Here is an 18,857-nt window from a genome sequence, read left to right on the forward strand (position 1 = left end):
TGCTCATTTCGGCCCGATCTCCTTGGCGAAGTTGACATCTCGTACCGACGCCGGCGGGGTGCTCAGGCGGTCGCCCAGGGTGGCGTTGATCCCTACACCGTAGGAGACCGACAACAGGGACAGCCGTTGCATCGCCGGGCTGTGCTCGAACGAATCCTGCATCGCATGGCCAGGACCGATCGCCACGATCACATACGGGCTGCCGACGGGCTGATTGTCGACCAGGATGCCGCCACCGGCCTGGCGCATGGTCACATTCGGGCCGATCCGGATACCGTCCACCGAGATCGCCTCGGCGCCGGCCACCCACAGTGCGTTGACCACCAACTGCAGATCCCGGTCGAGGATGATCTGGGCGCTGCCCGACACCCGTTGCTTGGACGCATCGGACAGATTCCGGGCGGGCCCGGGTTCGGTGACGGTGACCGTGAGCCCCGGACCGGTCACCGGTGTCACCGCGGCGGCGAACTCGGCCCGGTCCAGCTCCGCGAGCAGTCGTCGGCCTTGGGCGTCTCCGGCAAGGCGTTCGCGCCGGTCCGACTCGACCTGGTCGGCCAGCGCGTCGCGCTGGGTCGTACTTCGCTGCGTGCGGGCTTCGGCCGAGCGCACGCTGGCCGACAACACATGCTGGGTCTGTTTGGTCACCGATTCGGTGGATTGGGCGCTGGCCCCGGCGACGCCGAACACCACCGCCACGGCCGCCCCACCGACCAGTTGCCAACCCACCTCCAGGGGGCGAGGACGCCGGGCGCCGCCCGCCTTGCGTTCGGCGGCCGCCCGGTAACCCGGGTCGAGGTGGTCGGTCAGCAGGGAGCGCAGCAATGACGGCACCGGAATCTTCACCGGCGCATCGGCGACGTGGCTGTTGCTGCCCGCTTCGGGGCGGAAGCCTCCCAGCGCGCGGTCGCCCGACCCCTGATCAGGCACCGGGGTCCTTACTGCTCCTCACGTCCGCGGCGATGACCCGCGGCATCCGGCGCAGCACCATGCCGACCTGCAGCAGATACAGCGCCGCAGCCCAGACATACAAGGCCATGCCCCACCACAGGAAGGCCCAACCGCAGGCCAGTACGACCCGGCTCCACAGCTCGGGCCACTGTCCCAACAGCACCAACGGGAAACCGGACATCAGCGCGAACGTCGCGCCCTTTCCCAGATACGTGACCGGCAGCGCAGTCAGCCCGCGGCTGCGCAACAGCGGCAGGGTTGCCGCCAGCAGACCGTCGCGGAAGATCAGGATAAGCACGAACCACCACGGCACGATGTGCGCGATCGCCAGCGCCACCGGGACGACCAACATGTAGATCCGGTCGACCAACGGGTCGAGCAGCTCCCCCAGCCGTGACGACTGATTGGGGACCACCCTGGCGATCTTGCCGTCAGCCCAGTCGGAGAACCCACTGAACATCAGCACCGCCACGGCCCAACCGTGGGCGTGGGCGACCAACAGCAGGTACAGGAACACCGGGACCAGCGCCAGCCGCAACACGCTGAGCGCGTTGGGAATGGTCAGGACCCGGTCATTCCCGCGATCCGCCTCCGGCTCGCTGGTGTCCATGGCGCCAAACCTAGCGGAAAACCCCGGGCAGGCTCAGTGCTGCCATCGTGTCGTCGGCCAGCGGGTTGTCGTGGATCATGTAGGTCCACGTCGATGTCGGCCGGGCCAGCTTCGACAGATCCAGGCCCGGCTCATCTTCGAGCACATTGGCGGTCTCGAAGGTCTGCTGGGCGGCCTCGATCGCGTCGGCTGCCAGCGATGCGAAGGCATCCACGGCCATCCGGTGGAACTCGTCGAGGGGATTCTGCCGCCCCAGTGCACGCAGGTGGATGCTCTCGCGGATGTCCGACAGATAGGCCAGGTGATCGGCCCAGCCGCGGTCCAGGTGGTAGAGCATGATCAGCCGGCAGATCCGCTCTAACTCGTCCTCGTCGGTCTGCTCGGCCAGCTCGTCGTACCGCTCGGGCGAGCGTTCTTTGAGTTCGTCACGCGCAGTTGCGGTGCGCAGCAATGTTTCTCGGCGCTCGACGATGATCGCGCGCTGCTGGGCGGTCAGCTGGTTGTAACGCCAGGTGTTGGCGTGCACGTCGAGCAGTCGGCCCTCGGCGACCCGCTGCGCGTGCTCCAGCAACTGCCCGGCCTTGTTGCTGGTGATCTTGCCGTCCTCGTCGGTGTCGACCGGCAGCTTCTGTGGCTCCAGGTGCGAGACGACGACGTCGTCCTCCCAGCTGGAGAAGAACACCGACGACCCCGGGTCACCCTGGCGGCCGGCCCGGCCCCGCAGCTGGTTGTCCAGCCGCTCGGTGTGGTGCCGGCCGGTGCCGATGACGTGCAGGCCGCCGAGTTCGGCGACCGCATCGTGGTCGGCCTCGTCCGACCCACCGAGCCGGATATCGGTTCCGCGACCGGCCATCTGGGTGGAGACGGTCACGGTGGCCAGCTTGCCGGCCTCGGCGATCACGCCGGCTTCCTCGGCGTCGTTCTTGGCGTTGAGCACCACAGCCGGCACCCCGACCTTGACCAATTTGGCGTGCAGCTCTTCGGATTCGGCTACGTCGCGGGTACCGACGAGAATCGGTTGCCCCGTGGCGTGGATCTTCTCGATGTGCTCGATGACCGCCTGGTTCTTGGCGGCGGCCGTGATGTACACCCGGTCGGTCTCGTCTTCGCGGACATTGGGGGTGTTCGGCGGGATCGGCGACACCCCGAGCTTGTAGAACTGGCGCAGCTGCTCACCGGCGGCCAGCGCGGTACCGGTCATGCCGCACACCGTCGGGTACCGGTTGATCAGCGCCTGGACGGTGATGGTGTCGAGCACCTCGCCGGTCTCGGTGGTTTCGATGCCCTCCTTGGCCTCCACCGCCGCCTGCAGACCGTCCGGCCAGCGCTGCAGTGAGGCGATGCGTCCGCGCGAGGCGTTGATGAGGTGAACGGCGTTGTCCCGCACGATGTAGTGCACGTCGCGCTGCAGCAGGACATGGGCGTGCAGGGCGACGTTGACCTCGGTCAGGGTGGTGCCGACGTGGTCCTCGGAGTACAGGTCGATACCCCCGAGTGCCTTCTCCAGCTTGCGTGCGCCTTCATCGGTGAGGTGCACGTTGCGTCGGTCGGCATCGGTGTCGTAGTACTGCACAGAATCGTCGACACGGTTCTGCGAGGTGAGTTCGCCGACCAGCCGGATGATCTCCAGCCGGGGTGTCTCACGGTGGGTGGTGCCGGCCAGCACCAACGGCACCAGGGCCTCGTCGACGAGCACCGAGTCGGCTTCGTCGATCAGGGCCACATCTGGGCGCGGCGACACCAGGTCGGCGACATCGGTGACCAGTTGGTCGCGCAGGACGTCGAAGCCGATCTCGTTGACCGAGGCGTAGGTGATGTCGCAGTTGTAGGCCGAGCGGCGCTCGTCTGCGGTCGAGTCGGCGGTGATCCAGCCGACGGTCAGGCCCATGGCCTCAAGCAGCGGACCCATCCACTCGGCGTCGCGGCGGGCCAGATAGTCGTTGACCGAGATGACGTGGACACTGCGTCCGGCCAGGGCATAGCCCGCGGCGGCGATGGCGCCGGCCAAGGTCTTGCCCTCACCGGTGGCCATCTCGACCACGTCGCCGGCCATCATCCGCAGCGCCCCGAGCAGCTGCACGTCGAACGGCCGCAACGACGTCGTGCGGTCGGCGGCTTCCCGGGCGACGGCCAGGAACTGCGGGATATCCGACGCTTCGGCGAGCTCGGACAGCTCGAGCAGCTTGGCCGCCTTGGTCAACTGCTCGTCGTCGAGTTCGGTCGCCTTGTCGGTGAACTCCTCGGAGGCACTCACCAGGCTCATCGAGCGGCCTTGGTCCTTGTCCGTGGAGGCGCCCAACAGTTTCCAGAACCTGCTGCTCAAACGACCGGGTTTTGCGGTGCTGCTTTTCGCCACGGGTCAACGGTACCGGCAGGTGCCACCGGCGCCGTGCCGGTAGGTGGCCTTGTCCGTCCTGAGTGCCCCAGGCGCGGGTACCTTGCGTGGATGGACATGTTCACCCCGACGCTGGATTGGGGCCACGAGCTGACGACGTCGCTCGCGTGGATCGCCAAGGCGTGGGCAATCTCCGCTGTCAGCACGCTGCTGGTTTTGGCCCTCATCGGGCGCTTCAGTACCTGGGGGCGGCAGTTCTGGCGGATCACCGGTGACTACTTCACCGGCCGCGAGAGTGTGAGGGTGTGGCTGTGGCTGGCCGCGCTGCTGCTCTCGGTGATCGTCGGCGTGCGATTGATCGTGCTGTTCAGCTTCCAGGGCAACGATCTGATGACCAGCTTCCAGGTGGTCGCCTCCGGTATCGCCGGGCACGACCAATCGGTCAAGAACTCCGGTGAGCACGGCTTCTGGTTCTCGATCGGGGTGTTCTGCATCCTGGCCGTCGTCCACGTCTGCCGGATCATGCTCGATCTGTTCATGACGCAGCGCTTCGTGCTGGCCTGGCGCGCCTGGCTGACCGACCGGCTCACCTCGGACTGGCTCGCCGGCAAGGCCTACTACCGGTCGCGCTTCATCGACGACACCATCGACAACCCGGATCAGCGCATCCAGAGCGATATCGATATCTTCACCGCCGGCGTCGGGCCACTGCCCAACACGCCGAACAACACCAGTGCCTCGATGTTGTTGTTCGGCGCCATCCAATCGATCGCCTCCATGGTCTCGTTCACCGCGATCCTGTGGAACCTGTCCGGCACGCTGTCGTTCGGCGGCATCCAGTTGCCGAAGGCGATGTTCTGGATCGGTATCGCCTACGTGCTCGTCGCGTCGGTGGTGGCGTTCTGGATCGGTCGACCGATCATCTGGCTGTCCTTCGACAACGAGAAGTTCAACGCGGCCTTCCGGTACGCCCTGGTGCGGATGCGGGACGCTGCCGAAGCCGTTGCCTTCTACAAGGGCGAGATCGCCGAGCGCACCGGACTGCAGAAGTTGTTTGCGCCGGTGGTCGCCAACTACAAGCGATATGTGAACCGGATGATCGGCTTCAACGGCTGGAACCTTTCGGTGAGCCAGATCATCGTGCCGCTGCCGTATGTGTTGCAGTTCCCGCGGTTCCTGGCCGGCGAGATCAAGCTCGGCGACATGAATCAGACCGCGTCGGCGTTCGGCAGCATCCAGGACGGGTTGTCCTTCTTCCGTAATGCCTACGACCAGTTCGCTGGTTACCGGGCCGCGATCATCCGTCTATACGGACTGGTGGTGGCCAACGACGAGGCCCGGCACCTGCCCGAGCTGGTCACCGAAGACTGCGAACTGCACACCATCACCTTCGAACAGGTCACCGTGAGTACCCCCGACGGCCGGGTGCTGATCGATCCGATCGACTTCCAGCTGGTGCCCGGTGAATCCCTGGTGATCACCGGGCCTTCCGGCAGCGGCAAGACGACACTGCTGCGCAGCCTGGCCAGCATGTGGCCGTTCTGCTCGGGCACCATGAAGTGCCCGCTCGACGAGAACGAGACTTTGTTCCTGTCACAGTTGCCGTACGTACCTTTGGGCGATCTGCGGGCCGTGGTGTCCTACCCGTGCAAGGAAGGCGACGTGTCCGACCAGGACATCATCGAAGCCCTGGCCAAAGTCGCACTGCCGCATCTGATTCCGCGACTGGACGAGCTCCAGGACTGGGCCAAGGTGCTCTCCCCCGGTGAGCAGCAGCGAGTGGCCTTCGCCCGGGTGCTGCTCAGCCGGCCCCGCGCGGTGTTCCTCGACGAGTCGACCTCGGCACTGGACGAGGGGCTGGAGATGATGCTGTACCAATTGGTCCGCAGCGAATTGCCGAACACCATCGTGGTCAGCGTCAGCCACCGCAGCACCGTCGAACAGCATCACGAGCAGGAGCTCGAGTTGCTGGGCGACGGCGGCTGGCGGTTGCAGCGGATCAGCGACGACGACGACCAGCGGGTCCGGGTGTAGGCACTACGCGCCTGCCGCCGCGTGGGTTCCGGCGCGGCGGCCGAAGAATGATCCCTCACCCAGCTGGGTACCGCTGGCGTAGCCCTTACCGTCCTGAGCGATGTTCGACGCGCAGGCACCGGCGGCGTACAGCCCCGGAACCACGCTGCCGTCCTCGCGTAGCACCTCGCCGTCGACCGACACCGAGAGGCCGCCCATGGTGAAGCCGGAGTACATGGCCCGCCCCAACGACAGGTCGAACGCCGCCCACGGCCCATTGTCTTGCACCGCAACATAATCGGGCTGCTTGTGAAAGTCCGGGTCCTCGCCGCGGGCAGCGTTGGCGTTGTACCGGTCCAGGGTCGCTGCCAGATTGCCGGCCGGAATATCCAGTGCCGCTTCGGCTTCCGCGATGGTTTCCCAGCCGTCGATGAACCGGATCAGCGGTAGCGCGGGCATCTCGGTGTGCGCCTCGTCGACGATCAGGTATGCGACCTGATCGGGCTGTTCGAGCACAAAGGCCGAGGTGCGCGAGTGATAGGAGTCCTCGTTGACGAACCGGTTGCCGTCTTTGTTGACGATCACGCCGGTGAGCAGAACCTCCGGCGGGTAGGCGGCCGCGGTGATGAACAGCTGGTCGAGGTTCTTGGCCACGCCGCCGGCCGACACACCCAGCCCGATGCCCAGGCCGTCGTCGTTCGGGTTGCCCAGGATGTAGGGCTCCACCTCGCGGTGGTGCTTGGTCATCCGCTTCTGCCCCAGCGCCGGGGTGTACTTGGCCACCATCTCGGGGTTCATGGCGAACCCGCCGGCCGCGATGATCACCGACTTTGCCTTGACCGCACCGGTCTCTCCGAAGTTCTTCCATGTCACGCCGACGACAGCGCCGGCCTGGTCCACCACCAGGTTGGTGACACCGGTTTCGTAACGCATCGTGACGCCGAGTTCCGCGGCGCGCTTGAGTAGCAACTCGATGACCATGTTGGCGCCGCCCAGTTCGCCGGGCACCGGGACGGAGTGTCCGCGCGGGGCCGGCTTGGCCTGCTCACAGAACGGCCAGACCTTCTCGTTACCGGTGTAGGACAGCCCCTCGGTGCCAGGCGGCACCACGACCTTGCCTGGGTAGAAGCTGCGCTCGAACTGGAAGCCCAAGTCCTCCAACCAGTTGAAGTGCTCGACGCTGCCGTCGCAGTAGATCCGGATCTTGTCGTGCTCAGGTTCGTGGGCCACCGAGACCAGGTACTTGTACATCTCGTCGGCGCTGTCGTCGTGGCCGGTGGCCTGCTGCACCGCGGTGCCGCCGCCGAGGTAGAAATGCCCACCCGCCATCGAAGAGGTGCCTCCGGCGCCGCCGGCCTTCTCCAGCACCAGCACCTTGGCACCCGCGGCGGCCGCGCTCACCGCGGCGCAACCACCGGCGATGCCGAAGCCGACCACCACCACATCGGCCTCATCGGACCACTCGGCAACGTCGGCGGCGTTGACGGTCTCGGGCACTGCGTCCATCATTTCTCCTGTTGCTGCTTGATGTATTCGAAGACCGATTTGATTTCACTTGGGATCCAAGCGATTTCGATGAACGGTACGCCGGCCTGCGGCGCCGCCACGTAGGCGAACCGCATCCCGCCGGGCATCACCCCGTCCTGCACCACGGGAGCACCGTCGCGGTCGGCGTCGGCCAGCGCCTGTTCGAATGCGGCTTCGTCGGGCGCCTCGACGCACACGTGGTGCAGCCCGGACCCGACGGTATCGAGGAATTCGGTGTAGATGCTGGCGCCGGATACCGGCGCGATCAGTTCGAGTTGCATGTCACCGGCGTAGGACAGCGAGATGTCGGCGACGAAGTCGGCGGGTGCGCCGCGATAGCTGCAGCTGTCCGGGGCGAAGTGCACACCGGGCATTCGGACCCATTTACGTGCGCCCATCAGCGCGGTCAACATGGCCTCGGTGGCGTCCAGATCGCCGGTTACCCAAGCAATCTGGACAGGTGTCTGATTTAGCATCCGATAGAGAATATCGCCGCGACGCCGTCCTGGCTAGAACGTGTTCTAGTTTGGTCCACCCGATGGGACAAGCTCGCGTCGCCACCCCCCAGCCGGGGACAAACACCTACCCCGATGTGGTGCGGACGACGTCTTCGTTCATCTGCTGATCGGCGGCATTCCAAGAAACTGCGACCGGGAAACGACCCCAGGTGCTGTTGAACACCCCGACCAGGACCGCGCGGTCGTCGGGCGTGATGGTGTAGACCGGACCGCCGGAGTCACCCTTTTGGCTGACGATGCCGTTGGCCATGGTGAACCAGCCATTGTTGACCGAGGCCACCGAACCACAGGTCTCGCCGGTCACCACGCCGAAATGGCAGACCCGTTGCCCCGGCTGCGCGGACACCACCGGATCGGTCACCAAGGCCCGACCGCCAGGCAGGATGTTGTTCACCATGACGTCGCCGGCCAGGGCGATGGTCTCCCAGTCGGAAATCTGGTGATCGGTGGCGATGGTCGCGCCGTCGGGGGTGTTGTCGCGGAAGGTCCCCATGTTGCCGATGAAGCGGCCGTCCTTGTCGGTCACCTGGCCGTTGCCCCGGCAGTGTCCGGCCGTGTAGGCGACGCGCGCCTGGATATCGACGTAGCCCAGCGTGCATCGCTCGTTCGCCTGGTGAATCTCCATCCCGGGGTACACCAGAACCCCCGGATCGGCGACAGCGGCCGTCGGCGCCGCGACCAGTACCCCCACCAGCGCGGCTAACACCGACAACGCGAATCCGCGCATACCCCCCACACCCATGACTCACTCCGATCCGTGCCGGCAAGTGTGCGCCAGCGTACCCAAAACGCAAAGGCGGTCCGAACCTTTCGGTCCGGACCGCCTCGACCAATCTGCTACGGAATGGTCAGCAATTGCCCCGGCTGAATCAGGTCGGGGTTGTCGACCCCGCTGGCTGCGGCAATCTCCGGGTACCGGTTGCCGTCACCGTAGAACTGCTCGGAGATGGCCCACAGGGTGTCACCGGACTGCACGGTGTAGGTGCGCGGCGCCGGCGGCGCGGGCGCTTCCTCGACGACCGGCTCTTCGACCGCTACCGGGGCCACCTCGGCCTCGACCGGCGCAGCCTCGGCGGCCGGCTCGGCGGGAGCCGGCGGCACCTCGTCGGTGTGCGTCTCCGAGGACCACTTCGCCCCGTCAGAGCCGTACAGCACCAGGTTGCGATCGTCCTGCAGCACCAGCCGGACGTCACTGGCGCCCGCGGTCTGGCTGGCCCACACCGGACCGTCCGCGGCGTACAGCACGAAGTTGCCGTCCTCCTGCGCCTCGGCCCGCTGAACGCTCTTGCCGTCGGTACCGGTGGACCACACCGCCTGGTCCCCCGCGTACAGGACAAAGTTGCCGTCGTCCTGCAGGGTCGCCCGGTAGGCACCGTTGTTGGACGTCAGCGACTGGCCGACCTCCAGCTTCTCGCCCTTGTTCAATGTGTCTGCCACGTGTTGCTCCTTTCGGGTTTGTGCGACCGACGGTACCGCCAGGCAGCAGCTTCGTGAGGCGTTCAGCTCGCCATAATCAAAACAGTCGGCAAACAATGGGTTCTGACGCACCCACATCATCGTCTTGATCGCAAAACTCAGCGAATATGCTTGCAGTGCAGTAAATTTCGGGCCTTGGTCAATTCGATTGCCAGACAGCGGTTTCCACTGACCTGCGCGTCTACTCAGCTGATCGCAGCACCCTCCGGGTCAGCCGGCTGCCAACCGGGCGGGCCCATCAGAAAGCCCACGCGGTCCCGCCAGCGCCGGGCGCCTCTGATGTCCCGGAACATCGTCACGTATTCGTGGGTCTGCAATTTCCAGATGTTGTAGGTGCCCACCGGCTTGGTCAACCCGTAGTTGGGCCGCGAGGTCTCGGCCCGGAAGCTACCGAACATGCGGTCCCAGATGATCAGGATGCCGCCGTAATTCCTGTCCAGGTACTGCTGGTCCATGCCGTGATGCACGCGGTGGTGCGACGGGGTGTTGAAGATGAATTCGATGGGCTTGGCGAGCTTTCCGATGCGCTCGGTGTGAACCCAGAACTGGTACACCAGGTTGATCGAATAGCTGGCGAACACCATCCACGGCGGCACTCCCAGCAACGGCAACACCGCGCGCATGAACATGTCACCGCTGGGGTTCCATTTCTGCCGCAACGCGGTGGCGAAGTTGAAGTACTCACTGGAATGGTGCGCCTGATGGGTGGCCCAGAACAGCCGCACCCGGTGCGCCATCCGGTGATAGACGTAGTAGATCAGGTCCACGCCGACGATCGCGATCACCCAGGTGTACCAGGCATTCGCCGGCAGGTGCCACGGCGCCACGTAGACATACAACGCCGCATAGCCGATCAGGGCGATGGCGTTGAACAGGCCACTAGTGGCGATCGAGACCAGACCCATCCAGAGGCTCGAGAGGGCATCGGGCCGCAGGTACGCGCCGGCCGGCGGACGCTGCGTCCCGTCGTGCACCAGCTTTGCCGCCGATGACCACTCCAGCAGCAATGCCAGCACGAAGAACGGAATCGCATACGACACCGGGTCGTCCATCAAGGTCGGCAGCACGTCCGAGAACAGCTTTGGGTCCACGTCGACACCTCCACACTCAGCGTATCCAGCAGGTGCCGCGCGGGTTTACCGGCAAGATTGCAGCCATGACGGACCGCGCCGCGTCACTGGTCGAGCTTGCCCATCGCCATGGGATCGCCACCGAGTACGTGGATTGGACCGGTGCGCCCAAGACGGTGAGCGCCCGGACGCTGGTGGCGGTGCTCGCCGCACTCGGAGTCGCGGCGGCGACCGAGGACGAGCGGACCGCCGCGCTGGCCGACCACGAACAGTCCTATTGGCGGCGCACGTTGGCGCCGACCGTGATCGCCCGCGCCGGCCAGGCGTCGAGCTTCTGGGTGCACGTCAGCCACGGCGATCCGGTGGGTGTGTGGATTCGGCTGGAGGACGGCACCGTCCGAGCCGGCCTGCGCCAGCTCGAGAACAACCGCGCACCGTTCCGCCAGGACGACGAGTTGATCGGGGAGGCGTCCTTCGAGTTACCGTCCGACCTGCCGCTGGGCTACCACCGGATACACGTACAGGCCGGTACGGTCGACGCCAGCACCCCGTTGCTCGTCGCGCCCGACAGGCTCGAGTTGCCCGGACGCCTTGGCACCGGCCGCGCCTGGGGACTGGCCACCCAGCTGTACAGCGTTATGTCCAAAAACTCTTGGGGCATAGGCGATTTGACTGATCTCGTGGATCTGGCGGTGTGGTCCGCGAGTCGTCACGGTGCCGGATTCATCCTGGTCAACCCGCTGCATGCCGCTGCGCCCGTGGCCCCGATGGAGCCATCGCCATACCTGCCCACGTCGCGCCTTTTCGCCAATCCGTTGTACCTGCGCGTCGAGGCGATCCCCGAGTACACCGATGTACCCGACCGCGAGAAGTTCGGTAAGGCCCGCGCGGCCGCCCGGGCACGTGCCACCCGCTCCGAACTCATCGACCGGGATCAGGTCTGGAAGACCAAACGGGCAGCGCTCAAGGAGCTGTACCGGGTCAAGCGGTCGGCGGGCCGCGAGTTGGCTTACACGGCGTACCGGTCCCGGATGGGACGCGGCCTCGACGACTTCGCCGTGTGGTGTGCGCTGGCCGAGAAGCACGGCGCCGATTGGCGTCGCTGGCCACTGGAGCTCCGCCACCCGGACCGCCCAGCGGTCCGCGTATTTGCTGAAAAGCGCAGCGGCAGTGTCGATTTCCATCGGTGGCTGCAATGGCAGCTCGACGATCAGCTGACCGCCGCACAGGCCACCACAACCCAGGCCGGAATGGCACTGGGCGTCATGCACGATCTGGCGGTCGGTGTCGACCCCGGCGGCGCCGACGCCTGGGCACTGCAGGATGTGCTGGCCTCCGGGGTCAGCGCCGGTGCGCCGCCCGACGAGTTCAACCAGCTCGGTCAGGACTGGTCGCAACCGCCGTGGCGCCCGGACCGCCTGGCGGCACAGGCGTACGAGCCGTTTCGGGCAGTGGTGGGTGCCGTGCTGCGGCACGCCGGCGGGGTGCGCATCGACCACATCATCGGACTGTTCCGGTTGTGGTGGGTGCCCTCCGGCGCCGCGCCGACCGAAGGCACCTACGTGCACTACGACCACGAGGCCATGGTCGGTGTCCTGGCACTGGAGGCCCACCGCGCGGGCGCGGTGGTGGTCGGCGAGGATCTGGGCACCGTCGAGCCGTGGGTGCGCGACTACCTACGCGACCGCGGCCTGCTGGGCACCTCGATCCTGTGGTTCGAGACCGACGACGACGGCGGGCCGCTGCCCGCCAAGCGCTGGCGTGAGTACTGCCTGTCGACGGTCACCACCCACGATCTGCCGCCCACAGCCGGCTACCTGGTCGGCGAACATCTACGGATCCGCCAACAACTCGGACTGCTGACCCGCCCGTTCGACCAGGAAACCGCGATCGACCGGGCCGAACGGCAGCGTTGGCTGGAGCTCCTGCAGACGATGGGACTGCTGGCTCCCAACATCGACGCCGACAACGCGGCCGACACCGATCAGGTGGTGCAGGCGCTCTACCACTTCCTGCGCCGTACGCCGTCACGTCTGTTGGCCCTGGCGCTGCCCGACGCAGTAGGCGACGTACGCGCCCAGAACCAACCCGGCACCACCGATGAATACCCGAACTGGCGGGTGCCGCTGTGCGGGCCCGACGGCCGCCGTCTGCTGCTCGAGGATGTCTTCACCGACCCGCGCGCAGCGACGTTGGCCCAGGTGATCAGTGGTGCCGCCACACCAGAGAGCCGGTGAATCAGATTTGCCCTCACCAGCATCTGCGCTATGTTCGCTAGTACCGCAAGGAGGTCTGGTGAACAAGCTCGTAGTACTGGCTGGAGCCGCGGCGATGGGTTCTGCCGCAGTGTTCGGCACGTCTGTCGCCGCATCCGATCCGGGTGTCGGGGGCTCGTCCAACGCGATGAACGTGGTCGGCGAGTCCTACGCCCGGGCGGTGTCGATTCTCAAGTCACAGGGCGTGCGCGCGACGTTCGGCGGTTCGGTCGGCAGCGACGTGCCCCAGGCCCAGTGCATCGTCGATCAGCAGAAGCTCAGTGGTCAGGGCCGGATGATCCTGATGCTCAACTGCACGACAAAGGCGGTCCAGGACGCCACACCGGACACCACGCCAGCCGGTGGCGGCGGCGCCCAGGTGGGTGGTGGGCCGAAGGTCGGCTCCAACGGTGTCACCACGGTGCAGGCGACGCCGGTTGGCCCGCAGCCGGGGATGAGTATCCCGGGTATGTAGGCCTGCGACCTGCACCGATAGGACAGCTCGACCGACTCGCCGAAGAACCCGGTACCGCTGTTCCCACCTAACCGCATAGACTGGCTCACCGGCAACGACGCTCAACAACTCCGGAGGTGGCCGAGTCATGCTGCAACCGCAACGGTTCTCTTACGAGGTGGACCCGGGCCCGGTCCAGATCCAGGCCCGCAATGTGCATTTCGCAACGGCCGACAAGCCGATGTCCTGGATTCCCGGCCATCCCGTCGCATCCCATGTGGTGAATCTGCTGAACATCCTGCTTCCGGCCGGTGAGCGCTGGTTCATCGACACCTTCAACGAGGCCCTGCCGCTGATCAAGGACCCGAAGCTGGCCGAGGACGTCCGCGGCTTCATCGGCCAGGAGGCCATGCACGCCGAGGCCCACGACACCGTCATGAACGACTATCTGGTGCGTAGCGGCATGAACGTCACGCCGATGCTGGACCAGGTGGAATTCGTCTTCGAGGAGATCCTGGCTCCGACCGCATCCAGGAACTCGCGGCGCAAGATGAACAACCTCATCGAGCGGCTGTGGTTCATCGCCGCAGTCGAGCACTACACCGCAGTGCTCGGCGACTTCGTGCTCAACTGCAGCTGGGACGACTACGACGCCGACCCGGTCATGGTGGACCTGTTCCGCTGGCACGGCGCCGAGGAGGTCGAGCATCGCTCGGTGGCCCACGAGGTCGCGACGTACTTTCGCAACAGCTACTTCGACCGCATCCGCGCGATGGGCGTCGTGGCGATCCTGATGTACGTGTTCTTCCAGCGCGGCATGCGCTTCCTGGTCAAGTCCGATCCGCAATTGAACCTGGGCTGGTGGCGCTCGCAGCGGCTCCGGATGCGCGATTCCAAGCTGGGATTGCTGCCGAAATACTGGAACCTGTTGTTCCTCCAGACCCTGGTGTACTTCAAGCCGAACTACAGCCCCGAGGCGATGGGCTCGACCGCGCAGGCCGTGGCGTATCTGGCTGCCTCCCCCGCCGCCCGCGCCGCGCACCAGTGAGGACGCGCCGCTTCCGCTCACGCCTGGCGCCGCCCAGCGTGCTGGGCCTGCTGCCGCATGATCTGCTGGTGACCGTGGCCGACATGGTGGTCAGCAGCTCGTTTTGGGTGTCGTCGACCATCCGGCGCCCACCTCCGCAGGCGACCATCGAACGCACCATCCGGCTGAGGATCGCCGACCGCGAGGTGGTCGCGCACGATCAGGATGTGGTCGCACTGACGTTCGTCAGCGCTGACGGCGTCGAGTTGCCACGCTGGCACCCCGGTTCGCACCTGGACATCCATCTGCCCAGCGGTCTGGTCCGGCAGTATTCGCTGTGCGGCGATCCCGATCAGCAGGGTTCGTACCGAATTGCGGTGCGGCGCATCCCCGATGGCGGCGGCGGATCGATCGAAGCGCACCGGCTGGCCGTCGGGGACATCATCACCACCAACGGCCCACGCAACGCCTTCCCGCTGTCGGTTCCCGGGTTCGGGTCGCCGACGCGCACGCTGCGGTTCATCGCCGGCGGCATCGGCATCACACCGATCCTGCCGATGCTGGCGCGCGCCGAACGGCTCGGCATCGACTGGTCGATGCTCTACGTCGGCCGCAGCCGTGACACCCTGCCGTTCTTGGACGAGTTGACGCGCTACGGCGACCGGGTCCAGATCCGCACCGATGATGTCGACGGCCTGCCGTCAGCCGACGACCTGCTGGGCCACTGCACACCCGGAACCGCGGTCTACACCTGTGGGCCGGCGCCGATGCTGAACGTCATTCGCGCCCACCTGGTCGGCGCGGACGACATCGAGTTGCATTTCGAGCGTTTCGCCGCACCGCCGGTGATCGACGGCCGGGAGTTCACCGTCAAGCTGGCCTCGACCGGCCAGACCGTGCAGGTCGGCGCCGACGAGACACTGCTGACCGCGCTCACCAAAGCCGGTGTGCACGCGCCGTATTCGTGTCAGCAGGGATTCTGCGGCACCTGCCGGGTGAAGGTTCTGGCAGGCGCGGTCGAGCACCGTGACGCCCTGCTGACCGAGACCGAGCACGACGCCGGGCTGGCATTGATCTGCGTGTCCCGTGCCCGCGGTGACGACGAGTTGACGCTGGACCTGTAATACCGCCAGACCGGTCGGTTTACGATGCCCGCATGCCGATGGCCGACGGATCCCGCTTCGCCGGATACATCATCGTGCGGTGCCTGGGCACCGGTGGCATGGGCGAGGTCTACGTCGCCCAGCATCCGCGCCTGCCCCGCCAGGATGCGCTGAAAGTCCTTCGCACCGAGGTGTCCGCGGACCGCGACTACCGGGAACGGTTCCTGCGCGAAGCCGACCTGGTCGCCACCCTGTCACACCCGAACATCGTCGGGGTGTACGACCGCGGTGAGGACCAGGGGCAATTGTGGATCTCGATGGACTACGTCGACGGCCTCGATGCCGGCCAGTTGTTGCGGCGCGAGACCGGCGGCCGGATGCTCCCGGCTCAGGTCGCCCAGATCGTCGCTGCCGTGGCCGACGCCCTGGACTATGCGCATCACCGCAACCTGCTGCACCGTGACGTCAAGCCCGCCAACATCCTGATCGGCGGGGACGGGCCGGGTGACAAGCGAATTATGCTGGCCGACTTCGGCATTGCCCGCCGGGCGGATGAATCCAACGGCCTGACCGCCACCAACATGACCATCGGCACAGTGTCCTACGCCGCACCAGAGCAGCTCACCGGCATCGCTCTCGATGGCCGTGCTGACCAATATGCGTTGGCGGCCACCGCTTTTCACCTGCTCACCGGGTCGCCACCGTTCGTCGACCCGAATCCTGCGGTGGTGATCGGCCAGCATCTGACGGCCCCGCCACCGTCGCTGGGACTGCCCGAACTGTCCTCCGCGGATCCGGTGCTGACAAAGGCCCTGGCCAAGAACCCCGACGACCGGTTCGACCGATGCGCCGACTTCGCCCGCGCGCTGGCTCATCAACTCGGTCCGGCCGGCGCCGACGCGACCCGCCTGTCCCCCACCGGTACCGCCCTGATGACGCCGGACGCCGAACCGACAGCCCTGCTGCGCGGCACCCGATCGCGACGCTCGTTGCTGGTACCGGCAGTCATGATCGTGTTGTTGGCAGCGGTGATTGTGTTGGCGGTCATGGCTTTTGACCATCCCAAGCACAAGCGGCCGGCGCCGAGTGCACCAGCGCGCAGCACAACGTCCCAGGTACTGCCGCCGCCATCGGTCCCGGCTCCTGCCCCCGTGCCGCCGACCACCACCGAACCGCCCAGCACCACGCAGCCGGCACCTCCAGCACCCTCGACACCCGCACCGACCAGTAGCGCGGTGCCCACCACCACTGCCGAAACGACCGAACAACCCCAACCCGAAGAGGAGTCTCCGATTCGCGAGTGCATGCAACAGACCGGCCAGACTCGACTGCAGTGTTGGGAAGAGATCCGCCGCAGCAGGAGACGCTGATGACGATCCGGTATGCGGTGGTTGCACCGGTGGCCGCCGGGGTCACCGCCGACCCGGTGTGGATGGCCGAGTTCGCCCGTCATCTTGAGGCCTGTGGATTCGAATCCATTGTGGTGGTGGAGCATACGGTCCTGATGACGCGGTATTCCAGCGTATACCCGTACGATGCGTCCGGTCGGGTGGAGCTCGCCGCGGACTGCCCGGTACCTGATCCGCTGGATCTGTTGGCCTTCCTTGCCGGGCAGACCACCACCTTGGGCCTGGCCACGGGTGTGCTGGTGCTGCCGAACCATCATCCGGTGGTGTTGGCCAAGCGCACCGCGACGCTGAATGTGTTGTCCGGCGGGCGTCTTCGGCTCGCCGTCGGCATGGGCTGGCTGCGCGAGGAGATCGAAGCGTGCGGGGTGCCGTTCGAGTCGCGGGGACGGCGGGCTGACGAACAGCTAGACGTTTTGCGGCTGCTGTGGTCCGACCACCCCGACGGCGCGGACTTTCACGGGGAGTTCTTCGAATTCGCCGGGGCCGCATGCTATCCCAAGCCGGTTTCGCCGATTCCCGTCCACATCGGTGGACACAGCCGCGCCGCTGCCCGACGAGCCGGCCGTCGCGGCGACGGACTGCAGCCGCTGGGCGTCGCGGGTGCGGAGCTGACCGATCTGATCACCGTCATGCGTGAGTCGGCCGAGCAGGCCGGGCGCGATCCCGACGCCTTGGAGCTCTCGTTGGGACACCTGGTGACCAAGGTCGACGCCGATCGTGCCGGACGACTGGCCGACCTGGGCGCTCATCGCGTGGTGCTGGCGATGCCGGTCGTCACCGACATCGAAGAAGCCAAGGACATGCTGTCGGCCTGCGCCGAGAGGCTGGGCTTGGCGCCGTGTCGTTGACCATCGCGGACCGGTTGGCCCTGTCCGACCTGGTGCACCGCTACGCCGCCTACGTCGACGACCGCCGTTTCGACGAGGTCGTCGAATTGTTCACCGAGACAGCGGAAATGCATCTGCCAGAACCGCCTGCACAGCTGGAGCCGACGCTGGTGCGCCGTGGACCGGACGGGGTCCGCGCGGCGATGGCCGCCCTGGCTGCGCTCACCCGTACCCAGCACGAGATCGTCGGCGAGGTCTATGCCGACGGGCCCGGGCACGCCACCGGAAGGATCGTCTGCGTAGCCCATCACTGGACGCGGTCCGACGACGGTGTGACCGACGTGGTGTGGCATCTGCGTTATGACGACGAGTACCTGCCGACGGCGCAAGGCTGGCGCATTCGCCGGCGGGCACTGACCCTCAACGCCATCGAGACCCGGCCGATCCGCAAACTCCGGGACTAGGCCGGCCGGCAGGTGATCAGCAGGGTGTCGCCGCCGACCTGAACGCCGTCCTCCCCGATCAATTCGCCGAGCCTGCTTCGCAATTCACGCGCTCGCTCCGGTTCGAGCACCAGGTGGTTGGAGTAGGTGAACACCAGGTCCAGCCATCGCTCGCGGCTGTACTGCTCGCCTCTCACATACGTGCGACTGTCGACCACGAACCCGGCTCGCTGTAAGTCGGCAACCAATCCGCCACTGTCCATCCCCGACCCGGTGCCACCGGTGGGGGCGGCCGTCACCAAAGGTGAAGCACCATCGATGAAATCGCGGTAGACGTCTGCGAAGTCGGTGCGTGACGGCACCACCGGGAACAAGCGATTCCAGGCCAGCGCCAAGGTGCCGCCGCCCCCGTCGCTTCGCAAGAGCCGGCGGATCTTCGGCAAGGCGACTTTAGGATCGACCCAATGGAACGACTGCGCGAACAGGATCACATCGAATCCGTGTCCGGCGTCGTCCCAGTCCTCGAAGGTCGCCACCTCGACCGTCAGGCCCTTGCCCCGGGCCAGCTCGGCCATTCTCGGATCTGGTTCCAGCGCAAGAACTTCGGCACCGTGGTCGACCAACTGCTGCGACGCGATCCCGGTTCCGGCCCCGACGTCCAGCACCCGGGCAGCGCGGCCGCCGAGCAGGTCGTCGAACATAGCTTCGGGGTACCGCGGCCGGTGCGTGTCATAGGCCCGGGCCGCACCGCCGAAGGAGTCCGCGCGTTGTCGTTGTCGGTGCAGTTCCTGGGACTCAGCCACGATTCGACCGTACAGTGGTCGCCCACATTCCCAGCGGCC

General features: G+C 66.5%; 17 protein-coding genes. 8 read left to right on the plus strand and 9 right to left on the minus strand.

Going from position 1 to position 18,857, the window contains the following annotated elements; all coding sequences use genetic code 11:
- Positions 1–3: 3 nt before the first annotated feature.
- From ABIA30_RS05475 to secA2, 3 genes are read right to left on the minus strand one after another with little or no spacing between them, the layout of a single operon-like run.
- Positions 4–927: a DUF881 domain-containing protein gene (locus ABIA30_RS05475; protein WP_370062807.1), complete on the minus strand. Its 924-nt coding sequence runs from the start codon at positions 925–927 to the stop codon at positions 4–6.
- A complete protein-coding gene (locus tag ABIA30_RS05480) occupies positions 920–1,558 on the minus strand; it encodes a CDP-alcohol phosphatidyltransferase family protein (RefSeq protein ID WP_370062809.1) in 639 nt (212 codons plus the stop codon). Before ABIA30_RS05480 ends, ABIA30_RS05475 begins: the two co-directional genes overlap by 8 nt.
- A gap of 10 nt (positions 1,559–1,568) precedes the next feature.
- Positions 1,569–3,914 (minus strand): accessory Sec system translocase SecA2, encoded by a 2,346-nt coding sequence (secA2, locus tag ABIA30_RS05485; RefSeq protein WP_370062811.1) that lies wholly within the window; start codon positions 3,912–3,914, stop codon positions 1,569–1,571.
- Positions 3,915–4,004: 90 nt separating this feature from the next.
- On the opposite strand from secA2, the gene ABIA30_RS05490 reads away from it, so the two are divergent.
- A complete protein-coding gene (locus tag ABIA30_RS05490) occupies positions 4,005–5,927 on the plus strand; it encodes an ABC transporter ATP-binding protein/permease (RefSeq protein ID WP_370062813.1) in 1,923 nt (640 codons plus the stop codon).
- Between the two features lie 3 nt (positions 5,928–5,930).
- Here ABIA30_RS05490 and ABIA30_RS05495 read toward each other — a convergent pair whose 3' ends face one another.
- The 5 genes from ABIA30_RS05495 to ABIA30_RS05515 all read right to left on the minus strand — a co-directional run bounded on the left by ABIA30_RS05495 (position 5,931) and on the right by ABIA30_RS05515 (position 10,479).
- Complete coding sequence (locus ABIA30_RS05495; protein WP_370062815.1) at positions 5,931–7,415, minus strand: FAD-binding protein; 1,485 nt, start codon at positions 7,413–7,415, stop codon at positions 5,931–5,933.
- Entirely contained in the window at positions 7,412–7,909 is a 498-nt protein-coding gene (locus tag ABIA30_RS05500; RefSeq protein ID WP_370062817.1) for a VOC family protein, read from the minus strand. The genes ABIA30_RS05495 and ABIA30_RS05500 overlap by 4 nt, the downstream gene beginning before the upstream one ends.
- Positions 7,910–8,015: 106 nt before the next feature.
- Positions 8,016–8,678, minus strand: a complete 663-nt coding sequence (locus ABIA30_RS05505; protein WP_370063357.1) for a hypothetical protein — start codon at positions 8,676–8,678, stop codon at positions 8,016–8,018.
- A 110-nt stretch (positions 8,679–8,788) separates the two neighbouring features.
- Positions 8,789–9,388 carry a LysM peptidoglycan-binding domain-containing protein gene (locus ABIA30_RS05510; RefSeq protein WP_370062819.1) on the minus strand — a complete coding sequence of 200 codons (600 nt, stop codon included), beginning with the start codon at positions 9,386–9,388 and terminating at the stop codon, positions 8,789–8,791.
- Positions 9,389–9,612: 224 nt separating this feature from the next.
- Positions 9,613–10,479 carry a sterol desaturase family protein gene (locus ABIA30_RS05515; protein ID WP_370063359.1) on the minus strand — a complete coding sequence of 289 codons (867 nt, stop codon included), beginning with the start codon at positions 10,477–10,479 and terminating at the stop codon, positions 9,613–9,615.
- Between the two features lie 104 nt (positions 10,480–10,583).
- On the opposite strand from ABIA30_RS05515, the gene malQ reads away from it, so the two are divergent.
- The 7 genes from malQ to ABIA30_RS05550 all read left to right on the plus strand — a co-directional run bounded on the left by malQ (position 10,584) and on the right by ABIA30_RS05550 (position 18,036).
- A complete protein-coding gene (gene malQ, locus ABIA30_RS05520; RefSeq protein WP_370062821.1) occupies positions 10,584–12,734 on the plus strand; it encodes a 4-alpha-glucanotransferase in 2,151 nt (716 codons plus the stop codon).
- 58 nt (positions 12,735–12,792) lie between these two features.
- Positions 12,793–13,227, plus strand: a complete 435-nt coding sequence (locus ABIA30_RS05525; RefSeq protein ID WP_370062823.1) for a hypothetical protein — start codon at positions 12,793–12,795, stop codon at positions 13,225–13,227.
- Positions 13,228–13,354: 127 nt separating this feature from the next.
- Positions 13,355–14,254 carry a metal-dependent hydrolase gene (locus ABIA30_RS05530; RefSeq protein WP_370062825.1) on the plus strand — a complete coding sequence of 300 codons (900 nt, stop codon included), beginning with the start codon at positions 13,355–13,357 and terminating at the stop codon, positions 14,252–14,254.
- A 41-nt stretch (positions 14,255–14,295) separates the two neighbouring features.
- The gene (locus ABIA30_RS05535) at positions 14,296–15,357 is read left to right on the plus strand and encodes a 2Fe-2S iron-sulfur cluster-binding protein (protein WP_370063360.1); all 1,062 of its coding nucleotides are present in this window, start codon (positions 14,296–14,298) and stop codon (positions 15,355–15,357) included.
- Between the two features lie 32 nt (positions 15,358–15,389).
- The gene (locus ABIA30_RS05540; protein WP_370062827.1) at positions 15,390–16,706 is read left to right on the plus strand and encodes a serine/threonine-protein kinase; all 1,317 of its coding nucleotides are present in this window, start codon (positions 15,390–15,392) and stop codon (positions 16,704–16,706) included.
- A 5-nt stretch (positions 16,707–16,711) separates the two neighbouring features.
- Positions 16,712–17,593, plus strand: a complete 882-nt coding sequence (locus tag ABIA30_RS05545) for an LLM class F420-dependent oxidoreductase (protein WP_370063362.1) — start codon at positions 16,712–16,714, stop codon at positions 17,591–17,593.
- The gene (locus ABIA30_RS05550) at positions 17,584–18,036 is read left to right on the plus strand and encodes a nuclear transport factor 2 family protein (protein ID WP_370062829.1); all 453 of its coding nucleotides are present in this window, start codon (positions 17,584–17,586) and stop codon (positions 18,034–18,036) included. Before ABIA30_RS05545 ends, ABIA30_RS05550 begins: the two co-directional genes overlap by 10 nt.
- Here the strand turns inward: ABIA30_RS05550 and ABIA30_RS05555 are convergent.
- Positions 18,033–18,800 carry a class I SAM-dependent methyltransferase gene (locus ABIA30_RS05555; protein WP_370063364.1) on the minus strand — a complete coding sequence of 256 codons (768 nt, stop codon included), beginning with the start codon at positions 18,798–18,800 and terminating at the stop codon, positions 18,033–18,035. The two genes, ABIA30_RS05550 and ABIA30_RS05555, sit on opposite strands and share 4 nt — an antisense overlap.
- Positions 18,801–18,857 lie beyond the last annotated feature (57 nt).

The organism is Mycobacterium sp. MAA66 (assembly GCF_041261665.1).
GTDB lineage: Bacteria > Actinomycetota > Actinomycetes > Mycobacteriales > Mycobacteriaceae > Mycobacterium.